Raw genomic sequence first — 17182 nt, 5'->3', positions numbered from 1 at the left:
ACTGCGGTCCATGTTGGGGTTCAATAAGACGGCGGGCGTAAAAGGGCGCGGCAGATGGTATCTGCGGCTTGCTGTGCTTGTGCTTAGCCTGTTCGCCGTCATTGTCATCTATGTATCCAATCAACTGCTGACGCAGCGCTTTACCGAGACGATCAGCAATCGGTCTGAGGTGCGTTTGGCGCTTTATGTCACCAACTTGATGAATGAGCTCCAGCGAAATTCGGTCGTTCCGCAGCTGTTGTCGCGCGACCCGGAATTAATCAACGCTCTGGAAAATAAGAACTATTCACGGTCTACTGCGCGGCTTTTGTCCTTTGTGGATGAAATTGGTGCTGCATCACTGACCTTGCTGGATCGTGACGGGCGCGCCGTTGCGGCCACAAATCGCAATCAGATCGGTGTTGATCATCGCAATACCCCCTATTTCGTTGACGCGCTGCGCAACAACCAAACCGTCTATACAACTTATTTGAATACCGAAGGCGCCTACGCTTATATTTATTCGCGCCAGATCGAAGCTGCCGGTGAGTTGCTGGGCGTCATCATGGTTGAGGTGGACGGTCAACGGCTAGAGACCGGTTGGGCAGGCGTTTCAGATGCTGTTCTTGTGATGGATAGCGAAGGTACGATCATTATGGCCACAGAGCCGCGCTGGCGTGGCCTGCTGGAAGAGGACGCGTTGGCGCGACAATCCGCACCATCCGCGATTGAGCGTGCCATTCGCGCCACCCAAGGTTGGGCGGCTTTGCCTGCTGACGCGTATTTGCGGGGCGAGGCGGTGTTGCGCCGCGAAATGCGGGTACCGCACCAAGGCTGGCGCATGGTCAGTTTTACGACCTACACGTCTGTGCGTGAACGGGTGAATGGCATCCTTGCTCTTGAAGTCATGGGATTCGCAATCCTGTTGGCGCTGCTCTTTTGGTCGACCTCGCGGCGCACGGCGTCACGGCTGGTGTTCTTTCAACGCGAGTCAGCAGAGCTTCGCGCATTGAACCGAAGGCTCCAGCGGGAAATTGCCGAACGTGAGAAGGTCGAAAAGACCCTTGAAGTGGCCGAACAGACCATCGCCCAGTCATCGAAACTGGCCGCCTTGGGCGAGATGTCAGCGGCTGTCAGTCATGAGCTGAACCAACCGCTTGCCGCGATGAAAACCTACCTCGCGGGTGCACGGCTTTTGCTGCAACGCGAACGCCCCGACGAGGCGCTGTCGTCCTTTCAGCGCATTGATGATTTGCTGGAGCGCATGGGCGCGATTACGCGGCAGCTGAAATCATATGCACGCAAAGGGACAGAGGCGTTTGAGCCCGTAGATACAAGGGCTGCGGTGTCGACGGCACTTGCATTGATGGAACCGCAGTTAAAGACGCGGGCCGTCAATATCATCCGTACACTGCCCGATGAACCTGTGATGATCATGGGGGACAGGTTGCGTTTGGAGCAGGTGATCATCAACCTGCTGCGCAACGCATTGGACGCGACCAAATCGGCCGCCAACCCAACGGTTGAGATTTTGCTGGCCGCTGGCGATACTGTCAGCATTCAGATAAGGGACAACGGCGAGGGGATCGAAAACCTCGATGAATTGTTCGAACCGTTTTACACGACCAAACAACCTGGTGATGGGGTTGGTCTTGGGCTTGCTATCTCTTCGGGCATCGTGAACGATTTAGGTGGGCGTCTCACTGCACGTAATGCAGTTGATGGCGGGGCTATATTCGAGGTGCAACTGCCAACAATAAGGCAGGATGTTGCCGCGGCAGAATAAGGAAAAGAGCATGAACAAGGTCATGAAGATTGCGATTGTCGATGACGAAAAAGATATGCGTCAGTCAATTTCACAATGGTTGGCCCTTTCGGGTTTCGACACGGAAACCTTTGCATCCGCCGAGGATGCGCTGAAAGGGCTGGGCAATGACTATCCCGGTATCGTGGTCAGCGACATCAAGATGCCCGGCATGGACGGGATGCAGTTTCTTAAAAAGCTGAAGGGCGTTGATAGCTCATTGCCGGTCATTATGATCACCGGTCACGGCGATGTTCCTATGGCAGTAGAGGCGATGCGCGTTGGTGCGTTCGATTTCCTTGAAAAGCCATTTAACCCGGATCGCATGACAGAATTGGCCAAAAAGGCCACGTCTGCGCGCCGTTTGACGTTGGACAATCGCGCGTTGCGCAAGGAACTGTCCGATGGCTCTGCTCTGATCAAGAAACTGATCGGTCAGTCGCCGCCGATGGAACGGTTGAAAGAAGACATTCTTGATCTTGGGCAGGCCGATGGTCATGTGCTCGTCGAGGGTGAAACCGGCACCGGCAAGACACTTGTGGCCCACGCCCTGCATGCCGTGGGTGCGCGTTCCAATAAGAAATTCGTGTTGCTGAGCTGTTCTGCCTATGACGAGGAAACGCTGGGCCGCATTATCTTTGGCCCCGCCAATGATGATGAGCCGATCCCCGCGATTGAAGAGGCGCGTGGCGGCACGCTGGTGTTGGAAGATATCGAAGCGCTGAGCCACTCGTTGCAGGCGCGTTTGCTGACGGCGATCAATGACCAGGGCACACCTGCTGAAACCCGGATCGTGGCCATCTGTAATCTCCAAGAACAGGATCAAACCTGCGAAAGCGTGCTGCGCCCTGATCTGTTTTACCGCCTTGCAGCACTGCGGATCACGGTCCCGCCCCTGCGTCAACGTGGCGAAGATATCCTGACGCTCTTCACGCGACTGGGTGAGCAGTTTGCCGAAGAATACGGCTGCGATGCACCAGAGGTCAGCGCGCAAGAGGCGGCACAACTGCTGCAAGCGCCGTGGCCGGGTAACGTGCGGCAGTTGATCAATGTGGCTGAGCGGGCCGTGTTGCAGAACCGTCGTGGCACAGGCTCTATTGCGTCGCTCTTGATGGCCGACACTGAAGAAATGAAGCCTGCAATGACGACTGAAGGCAAACCGCTCAAGGAATTCGTTGAAGCGTTTGAGCGTATGCTGATCGACAACACCATGCGCCGCCACAAGGGCTCGATCGTGTCCGTAATGGAAGAACTCTGCCTGCCGCGCCGGACCCTGAACGAGAAGATGGCGAAGTATGGCTTGCAACGGTCTGACTACCTTTAGATAAAGCAGGGACGGCCCCGGACCGCGCGGGGCCTATCCCGCCTTTGCATTGGTGTGGATGACCTCTCCATTTGCTAAAGGCCCGGCTCATGCTGCAAGCAATCGCTGCTTCCTGGAATGACCGTCTTTTACGGTTGGCGTTTCTGTCGATCACCCTGATGGGTGTCGCGGTGGCGGCCATCACGCCGTTCCAATCCGTCATTGGGATTGAACAGCTTGGGTTTTCGCGTGGTGCCTATGCATTGATCACGACAGTTGGTGCGCTGTTCAGCGTTACCGCCTCTGTCATGGTGGGGATCTACACCGACCAATCGGGCCGATACCGGAGCGTGCTGATCGTTTGCAATGTCGTTGGTCTGGTCGCTGCAGCTTGCGTGTTTGTCCTGCCGTCCAAGGCCACATTTGTCTTGGCCCATGTCTTTCTGTTTCCTATCGCGGCAACAACATTCACCCAGTATTTCGCGATGGCAAGTCTGGCGGCGAGCAATAATGCAAAGCTGGACAAGGACGTCAGCCTGTCGATGGTGCGCGCGGCCTTTGCGGGGGCCTTTGGGCTGACACCGCCTTTGATTGCAATCGCTGTTGCCGGTGGGATGGAGTTGACCGCCGTCTACGGCTTTTCGGCATTTATGAATGCAGTCGTACTCACCTTGATCATACGGACATGGCCGGTTGAGACGACATCGCTCAACCAGACTTCTGGTATTGGATTCTTTGTGGCGCTGAAAGAACTATCCAGCCCAGGTGTGCTGATCCGCCTTCTGCTGATCGCAGTTATCGTTGGGGTGAATGGGCTTTATAACATCCTGCTTGGCCTGCTGGTCCTTAACAACCTTGGCGGTGCAGCGGCCGATGTGGGTTGGTTCGCAGGCGGTGTCGCCTTGACTGAGGTGCCAGTGATGCTGCTGGCCGCCATGGCACTGCGCCACGTGACGCGAAGTGCCGCAATTCTGGTTGGCTGCGTTGTGTACTGCGGCTTTCTGGCGGGGTTTGCGGCATTGCCCGACATGGGTGCGGCGTGGTGGATGATCATTCCCGCCGGGATCGGTGCCGGTATCTTGTTGTCGGTCACGGTGGGTTATGTGCAAGACTTGGTTGCAGAACGGCCGGGTGCTGGATCATCGCTGGTGTCTGTGTCGCATTTTGGCGGTTCGATTTTTGCGGCGGGCGTATTCGCCGCCGCCGCGGGGTTCACCGATTACCAAGGTACGGCATGGCTGGGTGCTGCGATTGGCTTATCCGCAGGGGTCATGCTCTTCGCGATTGACGGTGGTCGGTTCCGCAACAGGGCTATCGGTGAGGTGTTCTAGAGACCCACAACTTTGCCGTGTGTGGATAGTTTGCACAATTGCCATTGTAAAACCGACCCTTCCTCTACTATGTATGAGACACGGATGTCCGCGCGTTGGTTGCGCGGTGCCATCCGATGAGATTCTCTGCGATGTATTTGGTCATCTATCAAAGCGTCGCAGCTGATTTGATCCTTATGGGTCAGAAGAACGCCCTTGGTCGCGCGGAAAACGCCGACCGGGCCATGAATGGGTCGCCATAGCGGGGGCCGGAGAGAAACGCGATGCAAAGCGCGCAAAACATGAGGCACGATGCAGCCGCCCCAAGGGGTGCTGGCACAGCCCGCGCGCAAATCGCCAACATCAGACATGTAACACGGACAACAGCGCCTCCCGGGGCGCCCTCGCGGTTATGTGCGAACGGACAAAATGCCAAAGAAAATGCTAATAGATGCCACACATGCGGAAGAAACCCGCGTTGTTGTGGTCGACGGAAACAAAGTCGAAGAATTTGATTTTGAAAGCCAGTTCAAGCGCCAGCTTGCCGGCAACATCTACCTCGCCAAGGTAACACGGGTTGAACCATCGCTGCAGGCAGCGTTTGTGGACTATGGCGGCAATCGTCATGGCTTCCTTGCCTTCTCGGAAATCCACCCTGACTACTATCAGATCCCGGTTGCTGACCGCGAAGCGCTGATCGCTGAGGAAAAGGCCTATGCCGAAAGCCTGAAGGCTGAGGCCGACGCCGAGGAAGAAAAGCCCAAACCAAAACGCCGTCGCCGCCGCGCGAAAGCCGCTGATGTCGCGACCGATGATGCTGTCATCACAGGCGAGGTTGAGACGCCTGAGGAAGAAACCTCTGGCGACATCGCGGGTATGGAAACCATTGATCTTGACGACAGCGAAGAGGGCAGCTCGCCCATGGAGCTGGTTGCTGAGACGCCCGTGGAAACGCCTGCCGCCGGTGAAGAAGATGATGATGATGACGACGATGAGGAACAGCCAAAAGCTGATCCGAAGTCCAAGGACGAAACCATCGAAAGTGTCGCTGAAGAAGACGACACCGATGACGTGCGCCCCGTGCGCAAGCCGCGCCCGAAACGCTATAAGATTCAGGAAGTCGTCAAGGTTCGCCAGATTCTCTTGATCCAAGTTGTGAAGGAAGAGCGCGGCAACAAAGGTGCTGCGCTGACGACTTACCTTTCGCTTGCTGGTCGCTACTGTGTTTTGATGCCCAACACCGCACGCGGTGGCGGGATCAGCCGCAAGATCACGAACGCTGCTGACCGCAAGAAGCTGAAAGAAATCGCCAATTCCATGACCGTGCCAGAAGGTGCAGGTCTGATCATTCGCACCGCCGGATCGCAGCGCACAAAGGCCGAGATCAAGCGCGACTACGAATACTTGCAACGTATGTGGGAACAGATTCGCGAGTTGACGTTGAAATCGACCGCACCTGCGAAAATCTACGAAGAGGGTGACCTGATCAAACGGTCGATCCGCGATCTTTATTCCAAAGAGATCGACGAGGTGATCGTGGCAGGCGAGGCGGGTTATCGCACCGCGAAAGACTTCATGAAGATGATCATGCCGTCCCACGCCAAAAACGTGAAGTTCTATACCGAACAGCTGCCGCTTTATGCCCGTTTTCAGGTTGAAGGCTATCTGAACGGCATGTTCAATCCGACCGTGCAACTGCCCTCTGGCGGCTACATCGTCATTGGGATCACCGAGGCATTGGTCGCCATCGACGTGAACTCTGGCCGGGCGACCAAGGAAGGGTCGATTGAGCAAACGGCGACGAAAACCAACCTTGAAGCCGCCGATGAGGTGGCCCGTCAGCTGCGCTTGCGTGACCTTGCAGGTCTGATTGTCATCGACTTCATTGATATGGACGAGCGTCGCAATAATGCCGCCGTTGAGAAGCGTTTTAAAGACAAGCTCAAGACAGATCGCGCCCGAATCCAGGTGGGCCGTATTTCGGGTTTTGGCCTGATGGAAATGTCGCGTCAGCGTCTGCGTCCTGGTATGTTGGAGGCCACAACCCAGATGTGTTCGCACTGTCACGGGACCGGTCTGTTGCGCTCTGATGATAACGTCGCACTTTCGATCCTGCGCGCCTTGGAAGAAGAGGGTGTGCGCGGTCGGTCCAAAGAAGTGCTGGTCAAAGCGCCGATTTCGATTGCCAACTTCCTGATGAACGGCAAGCGCGAACATATCGCGGATATCGAAGCGCGCTACGGCATGTCTGTGCGGATCGAATGCGATCCGACGTTGGTTTCACCTGACTTTGCGATTGAGAAATTCAAGACAGCGACCCGCATTGTGCCAGATGCAGCGCCATTCGTCAGTTCAGCCATCGGCATGGATGACGACGAAGATGACAACGCCGGCGTCATCGTAGACGAGGATGTGAGCGAAGACGCACCCGTCGAAGCGGCAGAGGACGAAGACCGTCCCAAGCGCAAGCGCCGTCGTCGTCGGCGTCGTCGGGGTGGTGCGAACAATAACGGTGAAAACCAGAACCAACAGTCAGATGCTGCGGATGGTGAAGCCGAAGCTGTGCCACAGGAGGCTGCGGCAGATGCACCAGTTGCTGAAGTAACCGAGAACGCTCCGGCACCTGAAGAAAAACCCAAGCGGACGCGTACCCGTCGTAAAAAGGCGGAGCCTGTGGCCGAAGACGCCGCTGAGACTGTTGTTGCGGAAGAGAAGCCCGCCGACGAGGTTGCGGACGAAAAGCCTGCGCCAAAAAAGCGTACCCGTCGTAAGAAAGCAGAGCCGGTTGCAGAGGCACCAGTGGCTGAAGCAACGGCGGTAGAAGCTGACAAGGACGCTGCTGCAGCTGAGGAAAAACCAAAGCCCAAGCGGCGCAGCCGTGCTAAGCCAAAGGCCGAAACTGCGCTTGTTGAGGCGGCAGCCGAGCCTGTGGTTGAGACTCCGGTGACACCAGAACCTGCGCCTGTGGCCGAACCAGCCCCTGCACCCGAACCCGTTGCTCAGGCTGAACCAGTTGCGGACAAGCCCAAGCGCAAGGGATGGTGGTCGCTGGGCCGCTAATGTCCGGCAGCGTTGTTATTACCGGGGGCTGCGGTTTTCTTGGCGCGGCGCTGGCCAAACGGATATCTGAAAATGGCGTGACGCTGCTGGGTGGGCAGCGTCTGACCGATCCGCAAATACATCTTTGGGATCAGCCGAATGCGCGCGTACCGGTTCTGCCCGGCACGACGTTCAATGCGATCAACATTGCAGATAATGACGCGGTCCTTGAAGCCATGCCAGAGGATGTGGCTTTGATCTATCATCTCGCTGCCGTCGTCAGCGGGCAGGCCGAGGCGGACTATGATCTGGGGATGCGCGTCAACTTGGGCGGCACCAACGCGGTGCTAGAGGCGGCGCGTGCAAAGCAGCCGGGTGTTCTTGTGATCGGTACGTCGTCGTTGGCTGTCTATGGCTGCAACCCGGTCGAGCCCCTGACAGAAGCCACACAAATCCAGCCACAAAATACCTATGGCGTGACCAAGGCGATGGCCGAACTGGTGATGGCAGATTACCGCAGGCGCGGCTGGGCTGATGCCCGCACGCTGCGCTTGCCCACAGTAACCGTGCGCCCCGGTAAACCCAATGCGGCGGCATCGTCGTTTGCATCCTCCATTATCCGCGAACCGCTTGCCGGTGTACCTGCGATTTGCCCGGTTGATCCTGAAATGGCGCTTTGGGTGGCTTCACCGGATGCCGCTGTTGCCGCTCTTTTGCATGCGCCATCTGTCCAGCAGGCTGATTGGCCCAGTTTTGGGGCGGTAAACGTTCCCGGCCTGCGTGTGCAGGTTCTGAGCATGATCGCAGCATTACGTGCGCGCGCCGGTGACGGCACGGCAGATCTCATCGAGATGACGCCGGATCAGCGGATCATTGATATCGTTGGGACGTGGCCGACGTTGTTCGATACGCGCCTTGCACAATCACTTGGGTTTGTAGGGGATGCCAGCTTTGACGAGATCCTCGATCAGGCTTTTTTGATGAAATAAAGTTGGCCGCTGGCCACTTCATCAGTTCCGATCAGTTCATGCCCCGATTCCGCGCAGAAGTGTGGGACATCGACAATTGCAGCCGGATCATCCGCCAAGACCCGCAAAACCTGACCAGAGGTCAGCGCCTGCAAGCGTTTGCGTGCCTTCAGAACGGGCAGGGGACAAAGCAGCCCTTTTGCATCAAGATCAGCGTCATAAGTCATAACACCGAGGTAGGGGCGATGTTTCATTTTGTCCACCAAGTTGTGACATCTTGGACCGTGACCTATTGCGCGTGCTGACATAGGTAGGGTGCGAAGGAAGACCCTTATGCTCGACACCGCCCTGATTTTTGATGCCGCTTTGCTGCCCGCAATGCTGATTGCGATGTTGGCGGGGATTCTGTCGTTCCTGAGCCCCTGTGTTTTGCCTGTTGTTCCGCCATACCTTGCTTACATGGGCGGCGTGTCCGTCAGCGAGATGGAAGAAACCAAGACCGCGCGCCGCCGTGTGTTTGTTTCGGCTGTTTTCTTTGTTCTCGGGCTGTCAACGATTTTCCTTTTGCTCGGCCTCGCGTTTTCGACGATGGGCCGGATGCTGTTGCAGGTGCAGGACTGGTTCGTGGTCGTTGCCGGCGCGCTGATCATGGTCCTTGGCGCGCATTTCGTGGGCGTCTTTCGGATCGGATTTCTGGACCGAGAATTGCGGGTGGACGCCGGCGATAAAGGCGGATCGGCCTTCGGTGCCTACCTTCTGGGTCTTGCTTTCGCTTTCGGATGGACGCCCTGCCTGGGCCCAATCCTTGGTGCGATCCTCAGCCTCGCCGCATCCGAGGCGGATGTGTCGCGCGGCACCATTCTGTTGGCGGTCTATGCGCTGGGTTTGGGCATTCCGTTTCTGCTTGTCGCTGCCTTCTTTCCGCGTTTGAAAGGTGTCATGAATTGGATGAAACGGCACATGGACCGGATTGAAAAAGTCTCGGGTCTGCTTTTGTGGACCGTGGGTTTGATGATGATGACTGGCCAATTTGCGGCATTCAGCTATTGGCTGCTTGAAAGGTTCCCAGCGCTGGCATTAATCGGCTAATCTGCGCCCGAGGCATCAGCAAGGGACGGCGATGAACGCGCAATCAAGGCAGGTCAGCAGACGGCGGGTTTTTCATATTCCCGGCTATGACCCAATGCACCCCCGCCGGTATCGGGAACTCTACCGCACGGAAGCTGCGGCACAAGCGCAGATCAGCGGGTATGAAATTGCGTTGAAGGCGGAAACCTCGGACGATTCCTTTCGGTGGTCTGTGGGCGCCCGGATTGATGGCCAACCGGTGCTTAGCCAAGTCGACGTTCTTGTCTGGTCCGACATCGTGCGCAGCAGCATGGCACAGTCGATCCCCGCGACCTATTGGCAGCTTTTGCAGACATCGTGGCTCTATATCAGGACCGGGACACTGCGGCGTCTGATGTGGATGCGCAAAGGCCCGGTCATCGCGGCCCTGTATCCGGTTGTGATGCTGCTGGCCCAGTTGATCGGGGCGATCCTGCTTGGCGCATTCTTGGGTGGTCTTGTTGAGCGCCTGCTATTGGGCGCGGTAGGCTTGGTCGGCGTAACAGAGGGCGCTGTTTTTCAAGCGATTGCATGGATCGCTTGGGGTATCAAATGGGCCTTATTGATTGGCATCACCATTTTCTTGCTGCGCTGGTTCAAGGCGCGCGACAACAAGCTTTTTGCCTACTACCTGATGCATGACTACGCCTATTCGGCCCAACTGCGTGGAGAAAACCCGCCAGAGCTTGAGCAACGGATGGCGGTCTTCGCGGACATTATTGCAGGCGCTCTGGCAGAGGATGTGGATGAGGTACTTGTCGTTGGCCATTCATCTGGCGCACATCTTGCGGTGTCGATCATTGCTGACGTGATCCGCGCAGGGCACATGCGCGCCGATGGTCCGCAGCTGGCGTTTTTGTCGTTGGGGCAGGTTGTTCCGATGGTGTCTTTCCTGCCGCGTGCAAGGCGTCTGCGCAGCGATCTGGCGTTTCTGGCCACGCAGAGGCGGCTGACATGGGTGGACGTGTCAGCCCCCGGCGATGGGTGTTGCTTTGCGCTTTGCGATCCAGTCGCGGTGACCGGCGTGACGCCGCCTGGAAAACAGTGGCCACTGGTGATTTCGGCGGCCTTTACCCAAAGCCTGTCACCAGCGCGCTGGAAGGCACTGCGTTGGCGGTTTTTCCGGCTGCATTTTCAGTATCTTTGCGCATTCGATCAGCCAAAGGACTATGATTACTTTCAGATCACCGCCGGGCCGGTTTTGCTTGCGGATCGTTATGCGGGGCGTAAGCCATCAGGGTCGCGGATCGACATTCCTGTATCCAACTACACGTCGCTCATGCCATGACGCCGCTGCCGCCTAAGCCAGCATCGCGGCCCGAAAAAGTATCGCTTTGGCGCTATATGCACCTGTTTCGCGCCGATATCCTCTCTGCGCAGCCAGCCAAACTCTACCGTGCGTGGATGGCTGAGTTTCGCACGCCTTTCTTTCAAAGCTACCTGATCAATGACCCTGATCTGATCAAACAAGTGCTGATAACGAACCCTGACGCCTTTCCAAAGTCCGACCGGATCGGCGCTGGGTTGCGGCCCTTGCTGGGTGACAGCGTGTTCCTGACCAATGGCGAGACATGGAAGCGTCAGCGGCGCATCATTGATCCTGCGTTTGAAGGCGGGCGCCTGCGCGATACCTATCCCGGTATCCGCGATGCCGCTGATGCAGGTGTGGCGAGGCTTAGCTCAGGCACCGGTGGCGTGCCGCAAGAGATCGAGGCGATCACCAGCCATATCGCGGCTGACGTGATATTTCGCACGTTATTTTCGATCCCGATTGAGGATGAAACCGCACAGGAGGTGTTTGAGGCATTTCGGGCCTATCAGCGCACACAGCCGATCCTGAACCTTGCCGCTTTTGTGCGTGGTCCTGCGTGGATGCCACGCTTTTTCCGGTCCGAGACGCGGGCCACAGCAAAAAAGATCCGTGCATTGATCACCAAGCTGACAGAAGAGCGTTTGGCGCTGATTGCAGCAGGTGATGCGCCCGATGATCTGGCCACGAAAATCATGACAACAAAGGACCCTGACACAGGCGAGACCTTCACTGTGGAGGAGATGGTTGATCAGGTCGCGATCTTCTTTCTGGCAGGGCATGAAACTAGTGCGGCTGCGCTATCATGGGCGCTTTATCTGCTGGCGCTTTACCCAGACTGGCAAGACAAGTTGGCAAAAGAAGCCGCGACTTTCAGTGGGGACTTCGCCGATCTGTCCCAGCTCAAGCAGACCCGGGATGTATTTCGCGAAACGCTCAGGCTTTATCCTGCCGTGCCGATGATGGTGCGCGAAACGGTGAAACCAGAGGTGTTTCGAGGGCGTCACCTCAAACCCGGCGCTCAGGTGGTTGTCTCACCCTGGCATCTGCATCGCCACACGCGACTGTGGGACAATCCAGACGGCTTTGATCCGGGGCGGTGGGACACCGAAAATGGCAAAGCCTGTGCGCGTGATGCGTATCTGCCGTTTTCTGCGGGGCCGCGCATCTGCTCTGGCGCGGGGTTTGCCTTGATCGAAGGGGTGGTTGTACTGGCGCGATTGCTGCGCGCCTACGAATTCAAGGTGGTTGCAGGGCGCGAACCGGTGCCTGTGGCGCATCTCACGGTGCGCGCAAAGGCAGGGATCTGGCTGCGAATCGGCCCCCGAAAGGGCTGATTTGTTTCCAATCTGCTCACAGACTGGGCGATTCGGACTTATTTTTGGACAAGTTGAAACGGGTTGCCGCGACGTATTTGATGCCAATTTTGTGAGCGGATTCTTGCAAGTTATTGAAAAATATAGGCTTAAGGCAGGTTTTGTATTGTTTTTTAAAAAAGGCACAATTGCGGGGGCGCCCACATTGTGCCATACCAACATTAACAAGTTGATCGGCTCGATAGGGGAGGCCTAAGTTCAAATGACCATTTCGCTTCCAGGTTCATCAGGAAAAGGCCTTACAGGTCTCTTTAAGCGTAAAAAGTCCACGACGTCGGCAAGGCCAACTGCGAAAAAGCAATTGGACGGCACACAGGTCGCGAAGCTTTTTGATAAAAAGGCACGAACTACGAAACCAATTCGGCCAGCAAAGCTAAGCGAAACCGAAAAGAACGCGAGCGCGCAACTGTCGAACTTGCGCGGCGCTCTTTACGCTGACGACTGATTTTGCGCGAGCGTATGCTCTAGCACATAAATCCTAATCGCTGACGCAAGCCCGAGATCACCTCGGGCTTCATCTATTTTGGCGGCAAGCCCGTTGATGGTTTGCCCCTCCGCTTCTGCGATATTGCGAAACGCATCCCAAAAAACATCTTCAAGAGACACGCTGGTGCGGTGACCGCGCAGGGTTAGCGATCGTTTGACAGGGCGGCGGTGTGCCATCAGTCGTCTTCGAATTTCAGTTGTGACAGCCGGTCGCTGGCTTGGGCGTTGCGGGCGGCATCAAGCACCTTTTCGGCCTTTGTGCGACCAAAGCGGATGGCATTTTCATCCGCTTTGGCTTTCGCTTCGGCGCGTGTGCGGGCCTTTCGCGCTTGGTTCAGGTTAGTCGGCTTCATTTGGGACCGATCATGTCCTCTGGCCGCACGACCTTGTCGAATGTTGCCTCATCCACAAAGCCCAGCTTGATCGCTTCTTCCTTCAGCGTCGTGCCGTTCTTATGCGCTGTCTTGGCAACGGTCGTTGCGTTGTCATAGCCGATTGTGGGCGCGAGTGCCGTCACGAGCATAAGCGATTCCCGCATCAGCTTTTCGATCCGGGTACGATCGGCTTGGATGCCGACAACGCAGTTGTCGGTGAAGGTGACAGAGGCATCACCCAAAAGTTGCATAGATTGCAGCACGTTATAGGCCATCATTGGTTTCATAACGTTCAGCTCAAAATGCCCCTGTGACCCTGCAAAACCGACGGCGGCGTCATTGCCCATGACATGCGCGCAAACCTGCGTCAGTGCTTCAACCTGCGTGGGGTTAACTTTGCCGGGCATGATGGAGGAACCGGGTTCATTTTCGGGCAACATCAGCTCGCCCAGACCGCAACGCGGGCCAGAGCCCAACATGCGCACGTCAGCGGCGATTTTATAAAGGCTGGCGGCAACCGTTTTCAGCGCACCGGACATTTCGACCAATGCGTCATGGGCGGCCAGCGCCTCAAACTTGTTAGGTGCTGTCACGAAGGGTAGGCCGGTGATTTCCGCCATATGTGCCGCGACTGTTTCGCCCCAGCCTTTTGGTGTGTTCAAACCAGTCCCGACCGCCGTGCCGCCTTGCGCCAGTTCGTAAACTGCCGGCAGGGCGGCTTTGATCCTGCGGATGCCCATCGCGACCTGATGGGTGTAGCCGGAAAACTCCTGTCCCAATGTCAGCGGTGTTGCGTCCATTGTATGAGTGCGCCCGATCTTGATGATATCGCCAAACTCGATCTGCTTTTGTTCGAGCACAGCGTGCAGCTTGGCCAGCCCGGGCAACAGTACATCATGGGCCGTCATTGCGACCGCGATATGCATAGCTGTCGGAAATGTATCGTTTGAGGATTGTCCCATATTACAATGGTCATTTGGGTGCACGGGGTCCTTTGACCCAATGGTGCCACCAAGCATTTCAATCGCGCGGTTTGATATCACCTCGTTGGCATTCATGTTCGATTGGGTGCCAGACCCGGTCTGCCAAACGACCAGCGGAAAGTGATCATCCAGCTTGCCAGCAACGACTTCGGCGGCGGCCGCAATGATTGCATCGGCTTTTTCAGCATCCAGCTTGCCGCGCTCTTTGTTGGCGATCGCGCAGGCCTGTTTGATCACACCCAGACCACGCACAATCGCGACCGGTTGCTTTTCCCAACCGATCGGGAAATTCATGATCGAACGCTGCGTTTGTGCGCCCCAATACCGGTCGCTTGGCACCTCAAGGGGGCCAAAGCTGTCAGTTTCTGTGCGTGTGTCGGTCATGATGATCCCCTTCGGCTGTGTTACCTTGACCTATAGGCAGCGGGGGGATGATCCGCAATATCGCAAAGGATCCGGCGGCGACTCTATCTACTTGCGGAACTGGTCTAGGCTGACGACCTCGGCCTCTTTTGGTGCGTCGTCTTTGTCTTCTTCGGGTTCGACCATTTCATCCATCGGCGCTTCTTCGACATCGTCGTCTGTTTCTTCATCCTCGTCCTGCGTTTCAAAACGCAGGCCAAATTCGACGGATGGATCAACAAATGTCTTGATCGCGTCATAAGGGATATAAAGCGTCTCGGGATTGTCGCCAAAGTTCAGGGTAATCGTGAACCCTTCGCCTGTGACATCCAGATTATCGAACCAGTGCTGGATGACGACAGTCATTTCACCGGGATAACGGTCCGACAGCCAATCGGCGATTTCGACATCCGGGTGCATCGTATCGAATGTGATGAAGAAGTGGTGTTGCCCCGGCAGCCCGTCTTTCTGGATATCTGTCAGAACCTCTTGGATCAGCCCTCGCATGGCCCGGTGCATCAGGTTTCCGTAGTCGATGGTGCTGGTCACGGTGCAGGTCCCCTCAAGTCATGTAACCACCATAAGGGATTCGATGCCGGTTAAAAGGGGGCGCGTCAGATCGCGCCGGTTGCTAGGCCTGCGCACAGGCTGAGTGCTGCCGAAATGAGCAGAACAAGGGGCAGGGGCCAGTGTCGCCATAGCAGCAAGATGCCGGTGATTACCGCCAGACCAATCGCAAGTGGTTGGAATGTCGCAAGGTTTGGCCAAATTGTCTGTATTGGGCCAAGCGTAACACTGTTCACCTGCTGGAAAAACACATGGTATGCAAACCAAAGGGACAGGTTTGCAATGACCCCCACGACAGCGGCAGTGATCGCGGCCAAAGCCCCTCGTAAACGGGGGCGACCGTCAAGCCAGTCTATCAAAGGGGCGCCGGCAAATATCCATATAAAGCAGGGCACAAAGGTCACCCATAGTGTCAGCGCGCCCGCAATCAGTGCCAGATGCGCCCCGCCTTCGGCAAGCCCTGCGATCATCGCGACAAACTGCGTGACAAGGATCAGCGGCCCCGGCGTCGTTTCGGCCAGCCCCAGTGCGTCCATCATTTGGGGTGTGGTCAGCCATTCATAGGATACGACGACCTCTTGCGTCATATAGGCCAGCACCGCATAGGCGCCGCCAAAGGTGACAACCGCAAGAGTCGAAAAGAAGATGCCGACGTCTTGAAGGAACGTATTGCCTGTCAGTGAGATCAGGCCAAAGGGGGCGGCCCAGATCAAGGCTCCGACAGCGATGATCCTCAGGCTACCCCGCAGGCTGCCGGTTGGGTTGGTTGGCGTGCTCGCTTCTCCGGGTGTCCCAAGCGCGCCGATGATGGCGGCGATTGCGATGACAAGCGGGAAGGGGAGTGCGAATAAGAACAGTGCGATGAACGCCGCCGCCGCAAGGACAAGGTGTTGTGTCTTGATCAGGGCGCGTCGGGCGATTTTCAGTAACGCCTCGATGACGATGATCACGACTGTTGCTTTGACGCCCAGAAACATGGCCTGCACGACCGGCAGATTGCCATAAGCACCATATGCCAAGGCCAGCACCATGATCACAAGCGCACCCGGCAGCACGAAAAGCCCGCCGCCGATCAGTCCACCGACGATCCCTTGTCGTTTCCATCCGGCATATGTGGCCAGTTGCATGGCCTCGGGGCCGGGCAGCAGCATGCAAAAGGACAGTGCACGCAAAAACTGTTCTTCACTCAGCCAGTCCCGATTTTCGACCAGTTCCTTATGCATCAGGGCAATCTGGGCCGCAGGTCCACCAAAGGACAAAAGCCCGATGCGGCCAAAGACGCGGATCAGTTCGCGGGTCATTCCTTGCGCCCCGCTGGCCAGTCGTGGCCTTCGTCCTGTCCATCGCGCGCCCAACGATAAAGTGCATCATAGATCAGCATGCCCGCCTCTAGCTGTTCTGTGTCATCGCGAAACATCCGGGACAGGCCGACCGAGACCGCCAAAAGACCCGCCGCTTGCGGGGCAAGGTCATGCCTGTTGGTGTCAGCTGCGCGAACCACCGTGGCAAGCATATCAAGGGCGGGATGGGTAAGCCCGAAGACCGCTATCATCTTGTCAAAGGTGCAGAGGTCACCCTCGTGGCTCCATGTTCCACCCGCGATGTCAAAAGCGGTGGCATTGAAACGGTCGGCAACGCCTACGACGGAAGACGGGGGCACGAAAAGAAATTCTGCCGTAGGATCAATAAATCGTCGGATCAGCCATGGGCAGGCGATCCGGTCAATCTTGGGGCGATGCCTAGTCATCCAAAGCTTGCCAGGGATCTTTTCGGCAGGCACGCGGGGCAGCTTTGCGTCTTTCCATGCCTCATTACCTCCCGTCACGATTTGCGCGTTGAAGCCGCGCGCGCGCAGGTGTGCTGCCACACCTTGTGACAGTTTCAGGCCTTGATGACAGGTGATCACGACGTCTCTTTCGTCAAGACGCGCAATAAGACTGTCCATATCGGTGTGCGGATGCCGAAACGCAGTTGGAACGAGATGCGGATCTTCTGCAAAGTCATCGTCAATACAAACATCAACAATCACGGGGCATTGCGACGTTCCGATCAATCGCATGAGGATGGCGGGGGAAATTTCGTTGAAGGCAGCCATGATGCATCCTTTCTGAAGGTGTCAGGGGATGCGATGCTTTGGCCGGGGCCTCACGGGGTGTTCGCGGGACCCCATGCGTC

The 17182-nt window shown here is 56.8% G+C and carries 15 protein-coding genes; 8 read left to right on the top strand and 7 right to left on the bottom strand.

Annotated features, from left to right (window positions below):
- The first annotated feature begins 10 nt into the window (after nt 1–10).
- The 5 genes from MWU60_RS03505 (at nt 11) to denD (ending at nt 8424) form a co-directional block, all read left to right on the top strand.
- Nucleotides 11–1765 (top strand): ATP-binding protein, encoded by a 1755-nt coding sequence (locus tag MWU60_RS03505; RefSeq protein ID WP_247225656.1) that lies wholly within the window; start codon nt 11–13, stop codon nt 1763–1765.
- Nucleotides 1766–1775: 10 nt separating this feature from the next.
- Nucleotides 1776–3107, top strand: coding sequence for a sigma-54 dependent transcriptional regulator (locus tag MWU60_RS03500; RefSeq protein WP_247225655.1), 1332 nt, complete (start codon nt 1776–1778; stop codon nt 3105–3107).
- Nucleotides 3108–3196: 89 nt separating this feature from the next.
- Nucleotides 3197–4417: a hypothetical protein gene (locus tag MWU60_RS03495; RefSeq protein ID WP_247225654.1), complete on the top strand. Its 1221-nt coding sequence runs from the start codon at nt 3197–3199 to the stop codon at nt 4415–4417.
- A gap of 408 nt (nt 4418–4825) precedes the next feature.
- Entirely contained in the window at nt 4826–7456 is a 2631-nt protein-coding gene (locus MWU60_RS03490; protein ID WP_247225653.1) for a ribonuclease E/G, read from the top strand.
- On the top strand, nt 7456–8424 hold the full coding sequence (denD, locus tag MWU60_RS03485; protein WP_247225652.1) for a D-erythronate dehydrogenase: 969 nt from the start codon (nt 7456–7458) through the stop codon (nt 8422–8424). The genes MWU60_RS03490 and denD overlap by 1 nt, the downstream gene beginning before the upstream one ends.
- Here denD and MWU60_RS03480 read toward each other — a convergent pair.
- Nucleotides 8403–8630 (bottom strand): sulfurtransferase TusA family protein, encoded by a 228-nt coding sequence (locus MWU60_RS03480; protein WP_247226165.1) that lies wholly within the window; start codon nt 8628–8630, stop codon nt 8403–8405. The two genes, denD and MWU60_RS03480, sit on opposite strands and share 22 nt — an antisense overlap.
- 106 nt (nt 8631–8736) lie before the next feature.
- Here MWU60_RS03480 and MWU60_RS03475 point away from each other — a divergent pair, with 106 nt between their 5' ends.
- The 3 genes from MWU60_RS03475 to MWU60_RS03465 are packed head-to-tail and all read left to right on the top strand — an operon-like array spanning nt 8737 to nt 12156.
- Nucleotides 8737–9492 carry a cytochrome c biogenesis protein CcdA gene (locus tag MWU60_RS03475; protein ID WP_247225651.1) on the top strand — a complete coding sequence of 252 codons (756 nt, stop codon included), beginning with the start codon at nt 8737–8739 and terminating at the stop codon, nt 9490–9492.
- A gap of 31 nt (nt 9493–9523) precedes the next feature.
- On the top strand, nt 9524–10798 hold the full coding sequence (locus MWU60_RS03470) for a hypothetical protein (RefSeq protein ID WP_247225650.1): 1275 nt from the start codon (nt 9524–9526) through the stop codon (nt 10796–10798).
- Nucleotides 10795–12156, top strand: coding sequence for a cytochrome P450 (locus MWU60_RS03465; RefSeq protein WP_247225649.1), 1362 nt, complete (start codon nt 10795–10797; stop codon nt 12154–12156). Before MWU60_RS03470 ends, MWU60_RS03465 begins: the two co-directional genes overlap by 4 nt.
- 468 nt (nt 12157–12624) lie before the next feature.
- Here MWU60_RS03465 and MWU60_RS03460 read toward each other — a convergent pair whose 3' ends face one another.
- From MWU60_RS03460 to MWU60_RS03435, 6 genes are all read right to left on the bottom strand, one after another.
- Nucleotides 12625–12858, bottom strand: a complete 234-nt coding sequence (locus MWU60_RS03460; RefSeq protein WP_247225648.1) for a ribbon-helix-helix domain-containing protein — start codon at nt 12856–12858, stop codon at nt 12625–12627.
- The gene (locus MWU60_RS03455) at nt 12858–13034 is read right to left on the bottom strand and encodes a DUF4169 family protein (protein WP_247225647.1); all 177 of its coding nucleotides are present in this window, start codon (nt 13032–13034) and stop codon (nt 12858–12860) included. The genes MWU60_RS03460 and MWU60_RS03455 overlap by 1 nt, the downstream gene beginning before the upstream one ends.
- Entirely contained in the window at nt 13031–14422 is a 1392-nt protein-coding gene (gene fumC, locus MWU60_RS03450; protein ID WP_247225646.1) for a class II fumarate hydratase, read from the bottom strand. Before fumC ends, MWU60_RS03455 begins: the two co-directional genes overlap by 4 nt.
- Nucleotides 14423–14509: 87 nt before the next feature.
- Nucleotides 14510–14989 carry a ClpXP protease specificity-enhancing factor SspB gene (locus tag MWU60_RS03445; protein WP_247225645.1) on the bottom strand — a complete coding sequence of 160 codons (480 nt, stop codon included), beginning with the start codon at nt 14987–14989 and terminating at the stop codon, nt 14510–14512.
- A 65-nt stretch (nt 14990–15054) separates the two neighbouring features.
- Complete coding sequence (gene chrA, locus MWU60_RS03440; protein ID WP_247225644.1) at nt 15055–16308, bottom strand: chromate efflux transporter; 1254 nt, start codon at nt 16306–16308, stop codon at nt 15055–15057.
- Nucleotides 16305–17102, bottom strand: coding sequence for a sulfurtransferase/chromate resistance protein (locus tag MWU60_RS03435; protein WP_247225642.1), 798 nt, complete (start codon nt 17100–17102; stop codon nt 16305–16307). Before MWU60_RS03435 ends, chrA begins: the two co-directional genes overlap by 4 nt.
- Between the last annotated feature and the right edge of the window lie 80 nt (nt 17103–17182).

The sequence above is a fragment of the Yoonia sp. F2084L genome, from assembly GCF_023015625.1.
Taxonomy (GTDB): Bacteria; Pseudomonadota; Alphaproteobacteria; order Rhodobacterales; family Rhodobacteraceae; genus Yoonia.
This window is presented reverse-complemented; position numbering and strand designations above follow the sequence as displayed.

Bases quoted from the DNA above. Each gene is read 5' to 3' on its own strand.
- MWU60_RS03505 (WP_247225656.1), top strand. From the start codon at position 11: ATGTTGGGGTTCAATAAGACGGCGGGCGTAAAAGGGCGCGGCAGATGG.
- MWU60_RS03500 (WP_247225655.1), top strand. From the start codon at position 1,776: ATGAACAAGGTCATGAAGATTGCGATTGTCGATGACGAAAAAGATATG.
- MWU60_RS03495 (WP_247225654.1), top strand. From the start codon at position 3,197: ATGCTGCAAGCAATCGCTGCTTCCTGGAATGACCGTCTTTTACGGTTG.
- MWU60_RS03490 (WP_247225653.1), top strand. From the start codon at position 4,826: ATGCCAAAGAAAATGCTAATAGATGCCACACATGCGGAAGAAACCCGC.
- denD (WP_247225652.1), top strand. From the start codon at position 7,456: ATGTCCGGCAGCGTTGTTATTACCGGGGGCTGCGGTTTTCTTGGCGCG.
- MWU60_RS03480 (WP_247226165.1), bottom strand. From the start codon at position 8,630: ATGACTTATGACGCTGATCTTGATGCAAAAGGGCTGCTTTGTCCCCTG.
- MWU60_RS03475 (WP_247225651.1), top strand. From the start codon at position 8,737: ATGCTCGACACCGCCCTGATTTTTGATGCCGCTTTGCTGCCCGCAATG.
- MWU60_RS03470 (WP_247225650.1), top strand. From the start codon at position 9,524: ATGAACGCGCAATCAAGGCAGGTCAGCAGACGGCGGGTTTTTCATATT.
- MWU60_RS03465 (WP_247225649.1), top strand. From the start codon at position 10,795: ATGACGCCGCTGCCGCCTAAGCCAGCATCGCGGCCCGAAAAAGTATCG.
- MWU60_RS03460 (WP_247225648.1), bottom strand. From the start codon at position 12,858: ATGGCACACCGCCGCCCTGTCAAACGATCGCTAACCCTGCGCGGTCAC.
- MWU60_RS03455 (WP_247225647.1), bottom strand. From the start codon at position 13,034: ATGAAGCCGACTAACCTGAACCAAGCGCGAAAGGCCCGCACACGCGCC.
- fumC (WP_247225646.1), bottom strand. From the start codon at position 14,422: ATGACCGACACACGCACAGAAACTGACAGCTTTGGCCCCCTTGAGGTG.
- chrA (WP_247225644.1), bottom strand. From the start codon at position 16,308: ATGACCCGCGAACTGATCCGCGTCTTTGGCCGCATCGGGCTTTTGTCC.
- MWU60_RS03435 (WP_247225642.1), bottom strand. From the start codon at position 17,102: ATGGCTGCCTTCAACGAAATTTCCCCCGCCATCCTCATGCGATTGATC.